The sequence below is a fragment of the Candidatus Baltobacteraceae bacterium genome (assembly GCA_036559195.1).
Lineage (GTDB): Bacteria > Vulcanimicrobiota > Vulcanimicrobiia > Vulcanimicrobiales > Vulcanimicrobiaceae > JALYTZ01.
In genome coordinates this window covers 1-19,003 of the sequence record DATBTN010000066.1, presented here as the reverse complement: position 1 = coordinate 19,003, position 19,003 = coordinate 1, and the positions used below count along the sequence as shown (strand labels likewise).

18 protein-coding genes are annotated in these 19,003 nt (G+C 61.4%); 9 read left to right on the top strand and 9 right to left on the bottom strand.

Features of this window, described 5'->3' with window-relative positions; genetic code table 11:
* Positions 1 to 101 precede the first annotated feature (101 nt).
* The 5 genes from VIG32_10825 (at position 102) to VIG32_10805 (ending at position 4,565) form a co-directional block, all read left to right on the top strand.
* Positions 102 to 593: a spore coat U domain-containing protein gene (locus tag VIG32_10825; protein HEY8298499.1), complete on the top strand. Its 492-nt coding sequence runs from the start codon at positions 102 to 104 to the stop codon at positions 591 to 593.
* Between the two features lie 117 nt (positions 594 to 710).
* The gene (locus tag VIG32_10820; GenBank protein HEY8298498.1) at positions 711 to 989 is read left to right on the top strand and encodes a hypothetical protein; all 279 of its coding nucleotides are present in this window, start codon (positions 711 to 713) and stop codon (positions 987 to 989) included.
* Positions 990 to 1,049: 60 nt separating this feature from the next.
* Positions 1,050 to 1,799, top strand: a complete 750-nt coding sequence (locus tag VIG32_10815) for a fimbria/pilus periplasmic chaperone (GenBank protein HEY8298497.1) — start codon at positions 1,050 to 1,052, stop codon at positions 1,797 to 1,799.
* A 31-nt stretch (positions 1,800 to 1,830) separates the two neighbouring features.
* On the top strand, positions 1,831 to 4,083 hold the full coding sequence (locus VIG32_10810; GenBank protein ID HEY8298496.1) for a fimbria/pilus outer membrane usher protein: 2,253 nt from the start codon (positions 1,831 to 1,833) through the stop codon (positions 4,081 to 4,083).
* Positions 4,062 to 4,565: a spore coat protein U domain-containing protein gene (locus VIG32_10805; GenBank protein ID HEY8298495.1), complete on the top strand. Its 504-nt coding sequence runs from the start codon at positions 4,062 to 4,064 to the stop codon at positions 4,563 to 4,565. The genes VIG32_10810 and VIG32_10805 overlap by 22 nt, the downstream gene beginning before the upstream one ends.
* A 139-nt stretch (positions 4,566 to 4,704) precedes the next feature.
* On the opposite strand, the gene recQ is transcribed toward VIG32_10805, so the two are convergent.
* Positions 4,705 to 6,528, bottom strand: coding sequence for a DNA helicase RecQ (gene recQ / locus VIG32_10800; GenBank protein HEY8298494.1), 1,824 nt, complete (start codon positions 6,526 to 6,528; stop codon positions 4,705 to 4,707).
* A 139-nt stretch (positions 6,529 to 6,667) separates the two neighbouring features.
* Between recQ and VIG32_10795 the strand changes: the two genes are divergently transcribed.
* On the top strand, positions 6,668 to 7,399 hold the full coding sequence (locus tag VIG32_10795; protein HEY8298493.1) for a methyltransferase domain-containing protein: 732 nt from the start codon (positions 6,668 to 6,670) through the stop codon (positions 7,397 to 7,399).
* Here VIG32_10795 and VIG32_10790 read toward each other — a convergent pair.
* Together VIG32_10790 and VIG32_10785 are read right to left on the bottom strand one after the other, a co-directional pair.
* Complete coding sequence (locus VIG32_10790; protein ID HEY8298492.1) at positions 7,356 to 8,627, bottom strand: YcaO-like family protein; 1,272 nt, start codon at positions 8,625 to 8,627, stop codon at positions 7,356 to 7,358. The two genes, VIG32_10795 and VIG32_10790, sit on opposite strands and share 44 nt — an antisense overlap.
* Complete coding sequence (locus tag VIG32_10785) at positions 8,612 to 9,958, bottom strand: ABC transporter substrate-binding protein (protein ID HEY8298491.1); 1,347 nt, start codon at positions 9,956 to 9,958, stop codon at positions 8,612 to 8,614. The genes VIG32_10790 and VIG32_10785 overlap by 16 nt, the downstream gene beginning before the upstream one ends.
* A gap of 156 nt (positions 9,959 to 10,114) precedes the next feature.
* On the opposite strand from VIG32_10785, the gene VIG32_10780 reads away from it, so the two are divergent.
* Positions 10,115 to 12,784, top strand: coding sequence for an AAA family ATPase (locus VIG32_10780; GenBank protein HEY8298490.1), 2,670 nt, complete (start codon positions 10,115 to 10,117; stop codon positions 12,782 to 12,784).
* Here the strand turns inward: VIG32_10780 and VIG32_10775 are convergent.
* Positions 12,781 to 13,053: a hypothetical protein gene (locus VIG32_10775; protein HEY8298489.1), complete on the bottom strand. Its 273-nt coding sequence runs from the start codon at positions 13,051 to 13,053 to the stop codon at positions 12,781 to 12,783. The two genes, VIG32_10780 and VIG32_10775, sit on opposite strands and share 4 nt — an antisense overlap.
* A gap of 71 nt (positions 13,054 to 13,124) precedes the next feature.
* Between VIG32_10775 and VIG32_10770 the strand changes: the two genes are divergently transcribed.
* Positions 13,125 to 13,859 (top strand): class I SAM-dependent methyltransferase, encoded by a 735-nt coding sequence (locus VIG32_10770; protein HEY8298488.1) that lies wholly within the window; start codon positions 13,125 to 13,127, stop codon positions 13,857 to 13,859.
* A complete protein-coding gene (locus VIG32_10765; protein ID HEY8298487.1) occupies positions 13,856 to 16,534 on the top strand; it encodes an AAA family ATPase in 2,679 nt (892 codons plus the stop codon). The genes VIG32_10770 and VIG32_10765 overlap by 4 nt, the downstream gene beginning before the upstream one ends.
* On the opposite strand, the gene msrB is transcribed toward VIG32_10765, so the two are convergent.
* From msrB to VIG32_10740, 5 genes are all read right to left on the bottom strand, one after another.
* Positions 16,531 to 17,043, bottom strand: coding sequence for a peptide-methionine (R)-S-oxide reductase MsrB (gene msrB, locus VIG32_10760; protein ID HEY8298486.1), 513 nt, complete (start codon positions 17,041 to 17,043; stop codon positions 16,531 to 16,533). The two genes, VIG32_10765 and msrB, sit on opposite strands and share 4 nt — an antisense overlap.
* Positions 17,028 to 17,501 (bottom strand): peptide-methionine (S)-S-oxide reductase MsrA, encoded by a 474-nt coding sequence (msrA, locus tag VIG32_10755; protein ID HEY8298485.1) that lies wholly within the window; start codon positions 17,499 to 17,501, stop codon positions 17,028 to 17,030. The genes msrB and msrA overlap by 16 nt, the downstream gene beginning before the upstream one ends.
* A 40-nt stretch (positions 17,502 to 17,541) precedes the next feature.
* Positions 17,542 to 17,949, bottom strand: coding sequence for a type II toxin-antitoxin system VapC family toxin (locus VIG32_10750; protein ID HEY8298484.1), 408 nt, complete (start codon positions 17,947 to 17,949; stop codon positions 17,542 to 17,544).
* Entirely contained in the window at positions 17,942 to 18,145 is a 204-nt protein-coding gene (locus VIG32_10745; protein HEY8298483.1) for a hypothetical protein, read from the bottom strand. Before VIG32_10745 ends, VIG32_10750 begins: the two co-directional genes overlap by 8 nt.
* Before the next feature lie 84 nt (positions 18,146 to 18,229).
* Positions 18,230 to 19,003, bottom strand: a 774-nt coding sequence (locus VIG32_10740) for an ABC transporter substrate-binding protein (protein ID HEY8298482.1), incomplete at its 5' end; no start/stop codon positions are given.

Genomic DNA, 19,003 nt, shown 5'->3' with positions numbered 1-19,003 from the left:
CCGCACGATCCCCAAGCCGCGGTTTGCTCGATTCCCCGCTGGGCCGCTTCACTTTTCTGGAACCTCCCTTTCTCGTGTATTGTCGAAAGGCTTATTTTCCCATGAATTTCGTTTCAAAAGCCGGGCTCGTTGCTGCAGTCGCGCTACTGCTCAGCCCGATGGCGGCATCGGCCAACCAGGTCACCCCGGTCGCGGTGTCGGCCAACGTCGTTCCCTTCTGCGTGAACTTGGATCTCGGCGCGAGTGCCGACAAGGTCGCATTCGGCGCGTACAACGTCTTCAATAATTTTGACGTGAAAACGACGGGCATTCTTGAGTTCGAGTGCACCAAGGGCACAAACGCCACCCTGTCCGTCGACGGCGGCACCTATGGTAACGGCAGCCAGCGCCGCATGTCCAACGGCACCAGCTTCCTAAACTACAACCTCTATAAAGATGCCGGCGACAGCGTCGCCTGGACGTCGGGTCAAACGATTGCCCTCAACAACAACTCGGGCTACAACCAGTTTCCCTTCAACGGCGTGCTTCCGCAGCAGCAGAACGTCACCACGGGCAACTACTCGGACACGGTAACCATTACCCTCAACTACTAGAGGTTTCGACCGATACACCTAACTCAAGGGTAAGAGCTATCCGAGCCTCCTCTGTCAACCCCCGCTAGCGGGGGGACAGGGCGGCTCGGGCGGCTCCCATCGAAAGGTAGGTGGATCGTGCGGATCGTTCTTGGTATGGCGCTCGCGGGCGCGTGTCTTCTTCCCTCCGTCGCTAGCGCGAGTGGCGGCCACAGTCTCTCGACGACCGTTCGCGTCTCGGCCACCGTTGTAGCCTCGTGCGACGCGGTCATCGAAGCATCGCAAAATCGCGTTCAGTCATCGTGCGCGCAGGCGGCCGACGGAAATCAGCTGCGTGGTATGCGCGCGGCGAGCCTCTATAACAAACCCATTGTCACCACGGATCCGAAGACGTTGGTGCGAACAGTAAACTTCTAAGCCGAGGTTCGCAGGTTCGCCCGAGCGTCGATATCCTCAACGCTCAAGGTGGACCCCTCATTGAAACGCCTCATAACTGCTTCGATTACGCTGGCGATCGCGCTAGCTCTGGCCGGCCCGGCCGTCGCATCCGATATCGCCGTTGCGCCGATCCAGCTCTCGATCCCGAGCGGCGACGGCGCCGCCGTCATGAACATCCAGAACAAGTCCACCTATCCGGTGCGACTGCAGATCACGGGCTCCGCTTGGGATCAGCAGCCGAACGGCGTTATGAAGCTCACGCCGTCCGAAGATTTGATTTTTTTCCCCACACTCGTAACGGTCGCTCCGCTCGAAACGCAACAGATTCGGATCGGTGTCGAAGGCGGCGCGGCCTCGACCGAGCGAACATTTCGCGTCTTCATCAACGAACTGCCTTCAATCAATGAGGCGTTGACCGGGCATTCCATCGCGGTTCGCCTGAAAGTCGGCGTTCCCGTATTCGTGGAGCCGTCGCGCCAGGTGCGCGCGCTCGCGATTCCGAGCGCAACGCTCGCTTCCGGTAAAATCGACTTCTCGTTGCGCAACAACGGAACCGTCCGCGAAATGATCGATAAAATTGAGGTCGCCGGCCTCGATGCCGGTGGAAAAACGGTTGCCGGCGCATCTGCGGATGCGTGGTATGTTCTTGCTGGAGGTCGCCGCGACTTCTCGCTGCCGTTCTCGAAAGCCGCGTGCCGCTCGGTGAGCAGCATCAACATTACGGCCCAAACCAACCTCGGGCCGGTCGTACTGCGGGATGTTCCGCTCGCAAACAAGAGCTGTAAATAGCATGCGCGGCGTTCGCGCGTTTTGCGCTGCCTTGGCGATAACACTGGCTCTCGTCGGTGCAACGGCCATCCCGACGCAAGCGCAGCAGGGTATCCGGGCGATTCTAACGGTGAAGGTGAACTCGGTCGACGACGGCCTATACACGGTGTTCGTCGACTCGAGCGACGTGGAGATCGCACAAGCAGATCTTAAGGATCTCGGCTTGAGCAAAGCCGTTGCGGCCCACGCGGTTGCATCCGGAATCTACGTTTCGCTCAACGCGCTCAAGCCCGACGTAACGTGGCGGATCGACACGAAAACGCTCACGCTAAGCATCACCGTCGACCCAAAATTGCTGGCCGCGTCGTCGTTCGATATTCGCAGCGGTCAACAGGTACCGGTAACCCGAACGAAAAGCGCGTTCATTAATTATGGCGCACTGCTCACGCAAGGGCAATCAGGGAGACTCTCGACACAATTTGGATCCACGCTTGGAGCTGGCGTTGCGAGCGCGACCTTCAACGACGTCGCCGGGATCTATCGCGCAACCAACCTCAATTGGACCATAGATAACGAGCATACGCTGCGGCGATCGGTCATTGGTGACAGCTTCGTTAATTTTGGGGATCTGACCGGAGGCGGTATCGTGCGCGGCGTCACGATCGAACGCAACTTCGGCCTCGATCCATTCGTCAACCGCTTCGTTACGCATGCCCTTACGGGATACGTCGCAACGCCGTCGACCGCCGACGTCTACGTTAACGGCTCGCTCGTGCAACAATTACAGTTGCCGCCCGGATCGTTTAATATCCAGAACCTGCCGCTGGTAGCCGGCGCGAACAACGCGCAGGTCGTCATTCGCGACGCCTTCGGGAACGTTCAGACGCTCTCGCAGTCGTTCTACCAGGGCCTCCAACTGCTCAACAAAGGCCAGACCGACTACACCTACACGGCCGGCGATCCGCAGGACGGCTTAGGACACTCACTTGGAGCGGCCGGTCTTGCCGGCAGCTACAGTTTGGGCGTGAACGATCACGTGACGGTTGGCGGCCGAATCCAAAGCGCGGCGCGATTGGTCAACGCCGGACCAACGGTAGCGATATCGACGCGCGCCGGGGAGTTCGATTTGCTCGGGTTCGCAAGTTCGGCGAACGGTCAATCTGGTTCGGCCGCCGAGTTTCTGTACAACTACTCAACGCCGCGCGTCTATTTCAACATCGGCGTGCAGCTCGAATCGGCGTCGTATGCAAATCTGTTCCAGCCGGCCGCGCAAGACCACGCGCTCTCAAGCGAAACGGTCAGCCTCGGTCTTCCGATCGGCCGGCGCGTTCTGGCCTTTAACCTCACACACGCACACGATCGCGACCTGGGCGAAGAAACCGGTTACGGCGCGCTGACGACGATTCCGCTGGCGAAAGCCTTGTCGCTAAGCATCGACTATCAGCGAACCCAAGCGGCAGCGGGATTTAATCGGACCGACGTTTACACGGCGCTCAATTTCCCGATCGGCCAGCAGTCGTACGGATCGATCACGAACGACGCGTCGGCCGCCGGAGGAAGTGTAAACGTGCAGGCGAGCCGTCCGGCTTTTCCGGATCAGCCACTCGGCTATAATCTCAGCATCACGCGCGGCAACAATCCGCAATTGCAAGCGGTGGCTCAGTACGACGGCCCGGTTGGCATCTATACCCTCAACCGAACCGATTTTGCCGGCAATGCGTCGACCTACTTCAACGCAGCCGGAGCCATCGTGTTCGCAGATCACCACATACTCCTATCGCGCCCACTTCAAGGCGGATACGTCGTCGTTTCGGCAGCGGGGCCGACGGGTCTGCCGGTTGATGTGAACGGGCGGTATGTAGGAAAGACCAATCGGGGCGGCCTCCTGGTCGTTCCAGAGGTCCAGGAGTACTACCCGAATCACATCGCGCTCGATACGGGGAGGGCGCCGATCGGCGAGCAGTATTCGACCACCGAACGAAACGTTGAGGCGGCGCATTTCGCGGCGGCACTTGCAACGTTCGACGCGCACCGCACGCAGTCGTTTCTCGGAACGGTCAATTTGGCGTCGACGAACAAGGCTCCTCAATACGGGATGCTAACGGTCGATCTTGGCAGCGGGCAGCAAGCTACATCGAATATCGGTGAAGCGGGCGAATTTTATTTGGAGAACCTAGCTCCCGGACCGCATCCGGCAACGGTAAAATACGCCGGCGGTGCGTGCGGCTTCACACTCGTCATCCCGGAAACATCACTGACGTACGTCAAGCTCGGAGTACAAACATGCACAAAGCTTACGCCGTAGCAATTGCGCTCGTCGCGACGCTCGGTTGGAACATCGTGCTGGCGCGTCCAGCCGAGGCCGCATTCTCGATTCCGACGTGTATCGTCTCGGTCTCGCCGTTGCAAATCGGCGCGTACAATACGTTCCGCCACACGGCGACGGTGACTCCGGTAACGCTCGAGTATAGCTGCACGGGCGGTTCGGAGCGCGAACCGGAACGCGTCGTGCGGTTTCTTTCCAATGGGAGCGCTGCGACACAGCGATACATGGTCGACGCGAGCGGCGATCGTCTCTACTATCAAATCTGCTTAGATCCCACATGCCAGGCACCCGTAGGACCGCAGGGCATGAAGCTGGGCGCCGGGGCGGAGCGCGAGTCTTTTGACCGCGAGGACGGCGCTCACGGGTCGATCACGCTCTACGGAGTCATCGCACCGCTGCAAAACGTCGGCGTCGGCAACTACACCGACAAACTCCAAGTAAGCATCGACACCGAAGACTAGCCAAAAGCCCCCGCGCGCGCATGGTTCGACAAGCTCACCATGACAAACACAATAGCCCCCACTTGTCATCCTGAGCCTGTCGAAGGACGCGCACCGTGGTTCGACAAGCACACCATGACAAGCGTGGTGGTGAGGCTGGTTAGGGGCTTTCGTATTCTTCGATGGCGGTTATGAATGGGCGGGCGTATTGTTCGAGTTTTACGTCGCCGACGCCGCTGATGGCGCGGAAGGCGGTCTCGGTTTGTGGTTTGTGCGCGGCCATCTCGCGCAGGGTGGCGTCGGAGAAAACGACGTAGGGCGGAACGCCGCGCTCGTCGGCGAGTTCTTTGCGCAGCCGGCGCAGCGCTTCGAACAGCCCTTCTTCGTAGGAAAGTTTCGCGACGGCGCCGCCTTTGCTCTTGCGCCGGCCCGTTGTCGAACGCACGATCTTCGATTGTGCGAGTTCGAAGCTGCGGCGCTCTTTGAGCGCCTGTAACCCGTCGGTCGTGAGCACGAGCGTTTTGTGCGCGGGCTCTTGCTCGATATGTCCGAGGCGCAGCAGTTCGGAGACGACCGCCAGCCACGTGTCCTTGCTCTGATCGCTGCCGACGCCGAACGTGGAGAGCCGGTCGTGGCCGAAGGACTCGACTTTCTCGGTGCGATTGCCGAGCAGCACGTCGACGATGTGGTGCGCGCCGGTCGAGAAGCCGCTCGCCTCGCGAATTCGGTACATGCACGAGAGCAGTTTCTGCGCCGGGATCGTAACGTCGGTGCGCTCGGGCGGCTCTAAGCAGTTATCGCAGTTGCCACAGCTTTCGAACTGCACGCGTTCGCCGAAGTAGCGCAGCAGGTGCGCGCGCCGGCAGCGCGTGGTCGCGGCGAACTCGAGCATCTGGCGCAAACGCACCTCGGCCTGCTCGCGTTCGCGCTCGTTCTCGATCTGACGATTGAAATGGCGCTGCTTGGCGGCATCGCCGCCGGTGAAGAAGAGCGCGCACTCGCTCGGCAAACCGTCGCGCCCGGCGCGGCCGGTCTCTTGATAGTAGCCTTCAAGATTCTTGGGAACGTCGTAGTGCACGACGTACCGCACGTTCGGCTTATCGATGCCCATACCGAACGCGATCGTCGCGCAGATCACGCGGATCTCGTCGCGAATGAACAGCTCTTGATTGCGCGAGCGCTCTTTCGCACTGAGCGCGGCATGATAGGGACGCGCGCTGATGCCGGCGGCCGCGAGACGCGCGGCCAGCTCTTCGGCGTTCGCGCGGCTCTGCACGTAGACGATGCCGCTCTCGGCGGCGCGGTCGCTCGCCCAACCCAGCAGCTGTTTGAACGCGTCGCGTTTCTGAAAGACGCTGTAGCGCAAGTTCGGTCGATTGAAGCTCGCAACGAAACGCTGCGGCGAGCGCAGTTTGAGATAGCGCACGATGTCGTCGCCCACGCGGTCGGTCGCCGTTGCGGTGAGGGCGAGCACGGGAACGTCGGGATACCGCTCGCGCAACAGCGCGATGCGCCGGTACTCGGGCCGGAAATCGTGTCCCCACTCGCTCACGCAGTGCGCCTCGTCGACCGCGATGCGTTCGAGCTTCCAGCGATCGAGCCGGCCCAGGAAGCTCTCGAGCACCAGCCGCTCGGGCGCCACGTAGAGCAGTTTGTACTCGCCTCGGTCCAGCGCGTCGAGCCGCTGGGTCGCCGCCTGCCAGTCGATCGAGCTATTGAGGAAGGTTGCGGCTATGCCGTTGGCCGCCAGGGCATCGACCTGATCTTTCATCAGGGCGATCAGCGGCGAGACGACCAGGGTGAGGCCTTCGCCGAGCAGGGCCGGGAGCTGGTAGCAGAGCGACTTGCCGCCGCCGGTGGGCAGCAGCGCCAGCACGTCGGCCCCGTGCAGGGTCGCCTCCGCGATCTCCCGCTGCAGCGGCCGGAAGCTTTCAAACCCAAAGTAGTGCTTCAGGGCATCGTCGAGGCCAACCGTCTCTTGCACGCTGCTCTATCACGCCCGAAGGTCGCGGCATCCTGTAAAAACTACGTGGTATCCCCGATGTGGCCGCCGCTCCGGGCGGCTAGGATAGAACCATGGACGGCGGCGGGACAATCCCGGGCCGTTAGGGTGAGGTAACCGCATGCTCGATCTGGGTCAATGGACGCGCAACCGAGAGTTCCACCGCTACGTCGATGACGGCACTTTGGATCTCTACGCACGTCATAGCGGGTCGCAATCGGGGATTGGGCGACTCTGTCTACTCGACGATCGAGTGTTGGCAGAGATCGTGCGTGCGGCCGACCTGTCGTCACGAGCGCGGGTGCTCGATATCGGGTGTGGGCGTGGGTTCTTGGCGCGCTGGCTGCGATGGTACAAGGTCGATACCCGGTACGTTGGGGTCGATACCGTACCCGAGGCAGTCGCAGCCGCGCGCCGGAATGCACCACAGAGCGAGTTCGTCTACGCGCAACTCGATTCGCTTGGAATCAACGAGTCCTTCGATCGCGTCTTTGCGCTGGAGCCGCCGTCGGGCGGTGCCCTCTCCGCGGAAGTAGCCGCGGCGATCGGGCGGCACCTCGAGCCGGGGGGCCGTTTTGTCGTGACGCTGATCTCGCTCGACGGCGCTCACGAAGAGAAGATCCTGCGCTCGATCGATCTCCTGCAACGCCACGCCGATGTAGAGCAGGTCTGCGATCTTTCGCTGCAAGTCAAAGAGTTCGCCTCGACGATGTATTCGGCGTTTCTGCTGGGTGCTTGGGACGACGCGATCAAGAGCCAGATGTGCGTAAAGGCGGCCTACGTGCTGCACGCAATCGAAGGCGGCACGTTCAACTACACGATGCTAACCGGAACGCGCCAAGAGGCCGCATAACCCGTCGCAGGCGGCTCGAGATCGACCCGTCGACGAGCGTTCGCTCGAGATGCGGTGCCACGACGCGAGCGACCGAAATGGGCACGCCCGGCGGCGTTAGGTCTACGTAGGCAACGCACGTTTCGCCGTAGGCACGCAGCGTTTCGAGTACGAGTTCGACTTCGTCGCCGAGATCGGCGCACGACGTGTCCGGCAAATCCGCGAGGCCGATGCGCTTGGCGGGACCGTCAAAATACCAGCGTCCGTCGGTCGGAAAACCTGCAGGGCGCCGGCCGTGTTTAACATCGTTGGGTGCGGCGCCGTCGGCGCGTTCGAGATCCTCGCGCGCACCTTGGATATCGGCTGCGCGCGATTGTGCGGCTTCGGTGACCGCGCGAATGGCGGCATGTCCCGGCGAGAGCGAACAGCCCATTCCGATGTGATAGAAGAGTTCGCGGCCCGCGCGTTCCGTAATGCACGCGAGCATCGCCGTCGGCCATCCGGGCGGCGCATAGGCGAGCAGGCGAAATTCGAGGCCGGCCGCCTTTATGCGAGCGATCAAATCGCCGAGAATCGGGTGCTCCGCCGCATCGATCACTTCGCTCGCGACCACGTCATCGTGAGCTTCTGTCGGCAAACCCGCTAGCGAGCGTAACGCCCGCGGGAGAATGTGCGAGCGCACGTGGACGGTTGAGAGCAGATGGCGTTCCACGAGTTCGAAAAGCGCATGATAGATTGCCTCGGTCGGGTTGTTTCCCGAAGCTAGCCCATTTGTTGACGTTCGCTCGAAGCGCCGCGGCGTGAGTCGCGGGCACTGGGCGACGCCGATCGGTACGGCGACCGGCTCGCCGGTGAGCAGGTTCGTACCGGCCACGCACTCTACCGACCCTTCGAGTTCGCCGAGCCAGCCGAGCGCGCGCAGATCGAGGAGCGCGTCGATCTGCGCGACCGGCGCATCGAAGCGAGGGACTTCGCAGCGCGCGCAGATTTGACGTTCGAGTGCCTCCATGAGGCCGCTCGCGATCGCGTGTTCGCGCGTGAGCCCCTTGCCGTTGTACACGCCGATTTTATCGACCGAGTTTGGTACGACGACGCTGATCGTGGGAATTCCGATGCGATCCAGGCGTGTCGTATCGGCGATGCGCGTGATTCCGTATCGCTCGCGCAGCGATCGGGCAATCGCCAGAGTTTCGTGGACCGGCACGGACCGATCGTGCGAACCGGCGAGTTTTTTTAGGTGAGCGACCACTGCGTGCAGTTATATACCGAGGGCGCGAGGTCGTTGGGCGAGGTGAGACCGCGGACTCGTGTCGTTGCGGCCGTGCAGCGCGCGAAACCGGCCAATGGCACGACGGCAACATCGCGCCAGAAAGCGTGCAGCGCGGACTCCGATCGCCCAGCGCGAACGTCGGCGTCGAAGCGCGGATCGCACAGACGCGAGAAATTGTTGCCGCGCGGCGGCCGTGCGTCGCATCCCCAAATGGCCAGCAGATCGGGGTCCAGCGCGTAGACGTCGCCCCACAACGCGATATCGAATCTGCCGGTTTGCAGCGGTCCATTCGGCGCGGCATATTCGAGATCGCTGTAGCGGCGAAGCTCGGTCTGCGCGCCGGCGCGTCGAAGTTGCTCTTGCAGGAGCAACGCGATGCGTTCCGGGTTACCTGCGGTTGTAACAATCGTGAGCTTGACGTTCGGACTCGCAGCGAAGCTCCGTTTGGCCGCCGCTAGATCGAAGTGCAGTGGAGAGTGCACGTCGCCGCCGGGGGCGCGCTCGGGAAGGATCGATGTCAGAGGGTCCGCCCAGTTGCGGTAGGCCTTCACCACCAGCTCGTTGCGATCGACCGCCCGCGCGATGCCTTCGCGCAGGTTCGGATTCGCGAGGGTGCCACTGACGTTGAGCAGCGCGTAGCCGATTCCGGCGTTTTGCTTGATGTAGTGCATGTGGTGATCGCGTACGAAAATATTGTCGGCGCCGAGCGCGATATCGATCTCTCGCGTTTGTAACATAACGTCTTGCGTCTGTGCGCTCGCCAGATATTGCAGCGAAAGTCGCCGGCTGGCTGCGTCGCCACGCGGGGAGCCGCTCCACGCGACGTAACTCGTGCCGTCGGGGCGGTGGCTTTCGAGCCGGAATGGGCCGGTGCCGATGGGCAGCGCGCCGGGGCGAATGAGCGGCACCCCGGGGGATCCAAGGGGTCCAAAAAAGGCCAGCGGGAATGCCGGGTCGGCCTCGATGAGATGGACGACGAATTCGTGCGGCCCGATCACCTCGATGCGTTCCACGAGGCGGTAAGGCCGGAGTTTGCCGACAATGCCGCCCTTGAGACGGGTCAGGCACGCCACGACGTCCTCGGCGACGAACGGTTTTCCGTCGTGCCAACGAATGCCCGGGCGTAGCCGATACCTAAAAGAGCGGTGCGCCGGGGTGGATGAGCGAAGATCCGCCGACGGAGCGATCGCGCTGAGCGACCCCCGGGCGAGATCCTTTGGATCGGCGCCGATGAGGCCATCGGCGAAGAGCCAGCTCAGTTCGGCGGTATCGAGGGACATGTTGGTATATGGATCGAGAGCGGTACTCAATGCAACGGTCGAGAGTCTAAGTCGATCGGGGGTCTTGTTTTGCGCGCAACCCGACGCAAATAGCAATGAAGTCCCGACAAGAAATGCGCGACGATCCATGCGCGCCCCCTTCGATACAATGAGGATACGTTCCTGAGCGATTCCGAAAACTCGGTCATGATCGGCCGGACGCGCGAACTGAGTGTCGCGCGCTCGATACTCGTCAAAGCCGGCCCGGCGGCGGGGCCGGTCTTGTTGCGCGTGAGCGGCGAGCCGGGCGTCGGAAAATCGCTCTTCGTCGAACGCGTTGCCGCCGAATCGCGCGATGCGGGCTGGTTCGTTGTCTATACCGCCTGTCACGAAATTCAGCAGAATACGCCGCGGGTCGCCGCCAATCGCATCGTAGCCGGCGCTTTGCGGCGGCTCGGCGCCGATGCGGCGCGATACGTAAGCGGCTTGGAAGAGGCTATTGCGGCCTTGGATCCCAGTTCCGCGGCGCTGCTCGGAATCGAGCCGCAAGCGGCCGCGCCGGACCGCGATAGGTACGAATCCGTATTCACGCGCTTATTTGAAGGCATCGCGGCTGATTACTCGGTCCTGCTCGTTTGCGACGACGCCCAATGGATCGACGACCAGAGCGCCTCCGTGCTCCGTGCTCTCGCCGAGCGCATTTCAATCGGAACGGTCGCCCTGCTGACCGCCGAGCGCCCCGGCGCTCACAACGAGCTTTTGCCGGCGAGCCCGATTTCGATCGATCTCCTACCGTTCGGCCGTGAAGAAGCGCGCGAACTCGTTCGCGCAAAACTGCCCGACATTCCCGAAGTGGCCGTCGATACGATCGCGCAGCAAGGGCATGGGAATCCGCTCGATCTCTTGACGATCTGCGACGATGTCCGTCGCAACGGCACGACCCATTGGAACGAGCAAAGCACGCGCGATCTGGTTGCAAATCACGTACTGGCGATGACGGCTTCCGAACGCGAGTTTTTGCAGCTTTGCGCGTTGATCGGCGAGCCGATCGAGTTCAGACTGCTCTTTAAGCTCTACCCCCAGGCGCAACAGATCGCGGACCTGCTCGAGGGATCCGTTCGATCGTATCTCATTTCCGACGGCCCCCATTTGCGCTTCCGGCACCGGCTCATCGAGGACGCGATCGTCTCGGGCATGGAGTTTGATTTCCCGCTGCGCACCAAGATCATCGCAGCGCTGCAATCCATTCCCCAGCCCGAACCTGACGATTTCGAGCGCATCATCGCGCACTCACTAGCTTGCGGAAACAGCGATCTCGCGTATGACACGTACCTCGACCTTATCGACGCTGCTCTAGCAAAACGATCCTGGGCCGCGGTCGTCAATGCTTCAGAACGTGCCCTGGCGCTACAGAATCCGTCGAGCGCGAAATTTACCGGCTTTTTCGCTAAATATTGTAAAGCTCTAATCGTAACTGACCAGGAAGCGAAGGCGACCATAGTGCTGAGCGACGCTCTTGGCCTGGCTGAAGCCCTGAATGTCACGGTCGGTATCGGGCGTCTAGTCGCCATGCAGATGGCGGTATTAATGACGCTTGAACGGTCGGAACAGGGTCTCGTTCTTTACGAGCGATATTCGTCGAGACTAGCAGGTGAGGAGCGAGCTCCGGCCTTGAGCATGGCTGTCGGCATTGCAGGATTAGCCCTTGACCAAGACGGCTTTGTCAAGTTAACGGAAGAGATGGATTTGCTGGGAGGCACAGATGATTACACGACCACCACTCGCCTGATCGCAACTGCCTTTTTGGCGTCGGGAATGGGTGATTACGCCGCTAGTCAACGAGCGCTCGATGCCGCTTCTGTTCGCGCCGACAGTAAGCTCAATCACCAAATGGAACTGATTGAATTCAATAGAACGATCATCGAATTTCGGGAATTTGGCTGCGTGGCAATTCACAGGCGCTTGACTGATCTGACTGCTAAAGTGCGATTTGATGGGCAGGATCAGTACTTTACGCGTGTGCTCTTCGGTTGGGATGCAGTGGCCCGAGGTGATTGGGAGACTGCGCTTTCAACCGTTGAAGCTGCCTACCGGCCTGACATTCCCGTTACGCGAGCGGCCGCGTTTCTTGCAATTCCGGCTCTTATTGGTGCCATGACGGGAGTCTCAACCCCCTGGGATGCTGATATTCAGAAAGTTAGCATTGCCGCGATTCGCGACGACTACCGCCTGAGTGCGATGCAGCTTGTCCCGTGGGCGGTGGTGCGCGGAGCCTCTAAAGACCTGGAAGGGCACCTTAAATCTCTCACGCTTGGCGCACCGATGGCTCCTCCAAGACCACCAGATGTCGGTTTTATTCCACTGGGCATGGCACTAGCGGCGGCTCGCCAGAAGTCCCCGGAAAGTCTTAAAGTGCTCGCCGAAACTCCGGCAACTAAGGACCTTTCGCGGTGGGCGCTCGCACAGTGGACCCTTGCTCGTGGTATCGCGAGCAAGTCCCTGTGTTGCCAAGATGCAAAATCACTACTTAGCGTAGCGGCTCAAGAGTTCGAGGCTTTAGGCGCTAGTTTTTTCGCCTCATACGCGGCTGAAGAGGCGGGTATCGCCTCTGAAAATCAGGTCAGCCTTCTGACGAAACTCGGGTTGAAGCGGGTCCCGGTCGCTTTAGGTGCGGCAAAATTCCCGGAGCGGGGTGGGCTTACCCGCCGCGAGAACGAGGTTGCTAGACTAGTAAGCGACGGTCTGACGAATCGTCAGGTCGCCGAATCGCTGTTCTTGAGCGAAAGAACGGTTGAAGTTCACCTTACGAATATCTTTGGGAAACTGCGGATTGCATCGCGCACGCAACTCATTCGACGCATGCTTGAAATTGTCTAGATATCTTCGAGGACAAACGACGCCATAGCTGGGAATTCGTGATGGAGTTTCTCGACCGCTTCGCTGTGATGCGCATAAAGATGAGTCGCCATCCCGCGTAGATTCTCCGGATGGACTTCCATTCCGACCGTTTTGCTGATCTCGGCGGCGACCAGCTTTTCGTCGCCCTGTTTGAGATCGATGAAACGCTCGCGCGCAGCTGGATCTTTGGCGACGATATCCAGATATTTGGTGGCGGCGGCTTTTTCTTGATCCGGGCTCAGCGGCATTGGAAGCTCCTTTGGAAAGGCAAGTAGCTAGGCTGGGTTTCGGTGCTCGCGAGCGAACAATCCCCCTGCACGTGAGATTTTTCGACACGCTCGTGAGACAGGTGGCATACCGTCGCCTTCACACGCGTCTAAACGACGCGCTCCTCGACGCGTGCGCTGCCCGCGCCGGCCAGCCGAGCGGCATGGGTCGAATGTCCGCGGTCGACGACGCGATGATGACCGATGTTATGGAAATGTTGGGCGTCGAACGCGGCGCCGCGCTCCTGGATATCGGATGCGGGCGCGGCTTCGCCGGACGGTTCCTTCAACGCGTTGCCAGCGGGGTTGACTACACCGGCTGCGATCGCGCCGTCGAGGCCCTGGAGGCCGCGCGCAAGCACGTGCCCGATGGCTGTTTTATTCAAGCAGACTTTCGAGATCGCGATTGGGTGCACGCATACGATGCGGTTCTTGCGATCGAGGTGACGACAAACGGCATCGTCGATTGCGAACTTGCCGATACAGTCGCTCGTGCGCTTCGGCCCGGTGGTCGATTCGTTGTGACGGCCGCATCGTTACGCGCTATGGAGGTTCCCGAACCCCGGGGATTCGCCAACGCCGCAGTCATCGACTATACACAGCGGGCGTCTGCATTCGCGCGAGGCTACTATGGCGAGATCGTCCTGACGAAAGAGTGGCATCCCGAGATTGCCGGATCGTTGCGCTACGAAGCGTGCGCGGTGCTTGAGGCAATCGATCGAGGAACCTTCCGCTACTCGATCGTGACGGGAACTGCCGGCACGAGTCGCCATTTGTCGATTCAATGATTGGAAGAGATCGCGAATTTGCACGCGCGAAGAGTATGCTCGATCGGGGCGGCGGCTACGCCGAACCGATACTTCTCCGCGTTTCGGGCCCTCCCGGTGTGGGCAAGTCGTGCTTTCTCGCCGAGTTGGTGACGTCGTGCTCGCAGAGCGGATGGTTTGCCGTAAGCGTTGCATGCCACGAGGTTCAGAGCGATAGCCCGTATGTTGTAGCGATCCGAATTACCGCTGCGGTGCTGCGCCGGCTGGGCACCGATATCGGGCGATACGCCAGCGGGTTGAGGGACGAGTTAGCCGCGCTCGATCCAGGCTTCGCGGCCCTCTTCGGAATGCCGACGCAGCCAAGCGGGCTCAACCAAGAAAACTGCGTCGAGATCGTTTCTCGACTCTTAGAGGGAGTCGCCGCCGATTACCGCGTTTTGATTGCTTGCGACGACGCGCAGTGGATAGACCGGCAAAGCGCGTCGGTGTTGCGCGCCCTGGCGGAACATTTCTCCATGGGCACGCTCGCATTGATCGGCGCGGAGCGTAGCGGCGAACACAATCCGGCAATGCCGCAGAGTCAAACCGCGATCGACCTCGGCCCGCTGAGTCAAGTAGACGCCCAACGGCTCGTTCGGATCCAGCTTCCGCAGTTGCCGGAAGTCGCGGTTGACACGATCGTGTACCAAGGTCGCGGCAACCCGCTGACGCTGCTAACGCTCTGCGAGGACGTGGCCCGCAACGGCGCGGCCGAATCCTGGAGCGACCAAAGCACGCTCTCGCTCATCGCCAAACGTATCGAACGAATGGTACCGGAGGAGCGTGAATTTCTTCAGCTCTGCGCCCTCATCGGCGAACCGATCGAGTTCCGGCTTATCTTTAAGCTCTATCCCGATGCGCGACAAGTTGCCCGGTTACTGGAAGGCGCCGCACGTTCGTTTCTCGCGCCGGATGGCCCCGATCTGCGTTTTAGCCACCACCTAATCGCCGATGCCGTGTCGGCGACGATCGAATTTGAAGTTCCGCTCCGGACGCGGATCATCGAGGCGTTGCGTTCGATTCACGAACTCCAACTCGATGAGATCGAACGCCTGGTTCAACAGACGATTGCCTGCGGGGATCGCGATGGGGCGTTTGAGGCTCTCTACCTCCTTGCCGATACCGCCTTTAATCAGAACGCTTGGACGGCCGTGGTCGGCGCGTGCGAACGAGCCCTGTCGATGAAGAACGTGCCCAGGGATCGGTTCGTGGATTTCTACATGCGATACGGTGTCGCGCTCCGAAGCCTCGATCGCGCACTCGAAGCACCAACAATGCTCGATAACGCCCTTCGGCTAGCAGATGCGGCCGATATTGTTGACGGCATAGGCCCACTTGTGGCGCTCTATCAGGCGTTTCTTATCGCGATAGAAAATCCCAACGAGGTCTTTTTGGTCTACGAACGTTACCGGCGAAAAGCCTTGGCGGAAGCCGATCGCGCGCCGATCGCCGCAATGGCGATGGCCGTGGCCGCGATCGTTTTTGATGCGGAGAGATTTGCGTCTTCCCGGAACGAATTTCTCTCGTTGTCGGGCCAGAGCGACTATGCCCGCGCGACGAGCCTTGGAGCACTCGCGACCTTTTCGACCGGCAAGGGTGACTACGATGGCGCGATGCGGGCGCTCGCGGAGGCCTTCTCGGTCGCCGACGAGCGCCGAGTTCGCCAAAAGATGGCTCTCGAATTTAACAAGCTCTACGCGACCTTTCACCACAAGGGCTGCTCTGCCATCGAGCGGTTTCTACCCGATATATCCGCGCGGTATCGCTTCGAATCCGACGATCTTTTCGCGGTGCGAATGTTGGACGCGGCGTTCCTTATCGCAACCGGATCGTGGACGATTGCACTGGAACGGTTTGAGTCATTCTATCGCAGCGACATGGCAGTTCCGCGTCGCGCGCAACTGCTCGTGGTTCCAGCGATCGTGGGAGCGCTCACCGGCGCATCGACTGCCTGGGACGCGGAGATGGTGCAGGTAGGTCAGCTCCTGCTGGCGGGCCGCTACGCACGATCTGCGAAGCAATTCTTGCCCTGGGTACTCGCGCGATTGCACCAGCCGGGACTGGAGCGCTGGCTGCGCGACCTGGTTTCTGAGGTCGCAGAGCATCCGCCGTGGATCGTGGACGTCGCGTATTTCCCACTTGGGCTGTCGGTGTGGGCCGCACGGCGCCGCCATAGTGAAGTACTCGCGTTTCTCGCGGGACCGACCGAATCGGTCGATCGATCGCGTTGGGCGGTGGCGCATTGGAACTTGATGCGCGAGCACGCGCGCGTGGCGGGAGGTTCGAGGCGCGATCCCGCTCGCGCTCGAGCGATCGATGCGGAACTGCAGCATCTCGACGCGCCAATGTTTGCCGCACTCGCGGCGCACCTCACCGGCACACCGTCATCGGAGCAGTGTCATTTACTTGAAGCTGCCGGGGTGATTCCGGGATCGACTCGCGCCGGCGCGGCTGTGGTAAACACGAAAGATTCGTCGGGTTTGACGCGCCGCGAAGTTGAAATCGCCCGTAAGGTTGGCGAGGGGCTCGCGAATCGCCAAATCGCGGAGAGTTTGGTACTCAGCGAGCGAACGGTCGAGGTGCACGTCAGCAACATTTTCGCAAAAGTGCACGTGTCGTCTCGCGCGCAGTTAGTTCGCTGGTTACTCGAGCGCTAGCCGGGTGCGCGATCCGGCGTGAAATGCAGCGCGAGTCCGTCGATGCAGTAGCGTAGGCCGGTTGGCGGCGGCCCGTCGTTGAAGACGTGGCCGAGGTGCGAGCCGCACCGGCGGCAATGAATCTCGGTGCGGGGGATGCCGATTTCGTAGTCGGCGCGCGTGCGTACGGCATTGGGGAGCGGTTTGTAAAAACTCGGCCAGCCTTCGCCTGCATCGAACTTCGTTGCCGACGAGAATGCCGCCAGATTGCAGCCCGCACATGCATACGTGCCGGCGCGATGCTCCGCGTTGAGCGCGCTCGAGTTGGCGGGCTCGGTGCCGTTCTCGCGCAGTATTGCGTAACGATCCGGACCGAGCAATTTACGCCACTGCGCATCGGTGTGCGTCACGGCGTATCCGCCGCCCGGCATCGCGGCCAGTGCCGGCGGAACGAGCGCGCGATAGGCGAGCGCGCTTACGGCCGCCGCGCCGCCGATGAGCAGTCCGCGGCGCGTTAGTTGATGTGGCACGCAACACCGTTCTTTTCGAAGTAGCGCTGATGGTAGTCTTCCGCCGGATAGAACGTCGGCGCTTCGACGATCTGCGTCACGATCGGCCGCTCGTATTTCGCGCGTTCGCGTTCGAGCGATGCTTGCGCGGCGGCCGCCTGTTCCGGCCCGTGCGTGAAGATCGCCGAGCGATACTGCGAGCCGACATCGGGGCCTTGGCGGTCGCGAGTCGTTGGATCGTGCAGGTTCCAAAACGTGGCGAGCAGCTGTTCGTACGTAACGACGCTGGGATCGAACGTTACTTCGACCGCCTCGGCATGGCCGGTCCGTCCGCTACAAACCTGACGGTAGGTCGGGTTGGCGGCTTGGCCGCCCGTATATCCGGAGACGGCGCCGAGCACGCCGGGGATCTGATTGAAGGCCGCTTCGATTCCCCAGAAGCAACCGGCGGCAAACGCGGCAATCGCGGGTTGAGTCATACACCTATAGAACGCTCCAGCGACCGGTTACGGATTCATGCTAGCGGACGGCGACGATCTCGATTAGCTCGCGAAGACCGTCGAAGTCGGACGGGTTGCGCGTATAAAGCGGTAATCGCGCTGCGAGAGCAGTTGCTGCAATGAGCAAATCGACCGCACCTCCACCGCGAGCTTTCCGGCCCGCAGCACTCACGGCGGCATACACTTGCCCATACGCTCTGGCCGTGCTTGCATCGAACGGCAACGGATCGAACGTAGCCTCAAGTTGCTGAAGGCGTGCTTGGCGACGAGCCCGTTCGATCGGGTCGCTGGTGGCATGCGGACCTGCCGTGAGTTCGGCCAAGCTTATGGCCGCAATAGTCATTTCATCGGGCAATTCGTCGGCGCCACGTCGATCGAGGTCGATGAGAACCGAGGTGTCGATGAGCCCCTTGGTTTTTTCAGCCACGAGGCGTTGGATCTTGGTCTACGAATGAATCGAGATCGGCCCGGAATCGCTCCGAATCGATGGGCGTGGCTCCGGCGAACGTCGCTAATACTCGGGCTTTCGATACGAAAGCGCGCCGCCGGACCGGCGTCAGTTCGCCAACCGCGACACCGTTACGCGTGATGACGAACGATTCACCGGCGTCGAGCGCCCTCATGACGCTACCGCTGTCGTTTCGGAGTTCGCGCTGTGATATTTCCCGGTCCATGCGCGCACTGTAGCACGGGTGCTACACTACGCGCTAGCGGAAGCGCCAGAATTGCAGGCCCATGGGGAGGGCCGCGGGGGCGACCGGGGTGAGTTCGAGGCCGGTCATTCGGCTTGGGACGATCGCGCCCAGGCGGTTGGAGTAGAGGTAGAGTGCCGGCAAGTCGGTTGCGGCGAGTTGTTGGTAGCGGTTGAGATCGGCTCGCGCTTGCTGCGGGTTCGGCGCGGTGCGCGCGGCATCGATCGCGCGATCGATCTGCGGGTTGCTGTAAAAGCCCAAATTGTAACCGCCGTGCGCGACCGTCTGCGCCGAGTCGTAGTCCTTGTAATCGTCGGGATACGGCGGCAAGATAACGCCGCGCAGGGCAACATCGAATTTGCTGGCGTGGATGTCGGCGAAGAACGTTTGCAGTTCCTCGTTATCCAGCTGGCAGTCGATGCCGACGGCGCGCAGGTCGGCCTGCACGAGTTCGGCGATGTTGCTGGCCACCGCATCGGTGGCGCCGCCGGTCTTCAACGCAAAGCGCAACGCGACGCCGTTCTTCATGCGCACGCCGTTATGCAGCTTCCAACCCGCTGCGTCGAGGACGGCGCGCGCGCGGGCAGGATCGAAGGGATACATCGGTTCGCGTGAGTTGTAGTACGGCGAGAAGGTGGGAATCGGCCCGTTCAACTGATCCGCTTCGCCACTCATGATGCCCTTGATGATGAACGGCCGATTGATCGCGTAGAGCATGGCTTGGCGTACGGCGCGCTCGCGTAAGAAGGGTGCGGTCGCGGCGTGGAAATTCGGCAACAGCACGAAGGC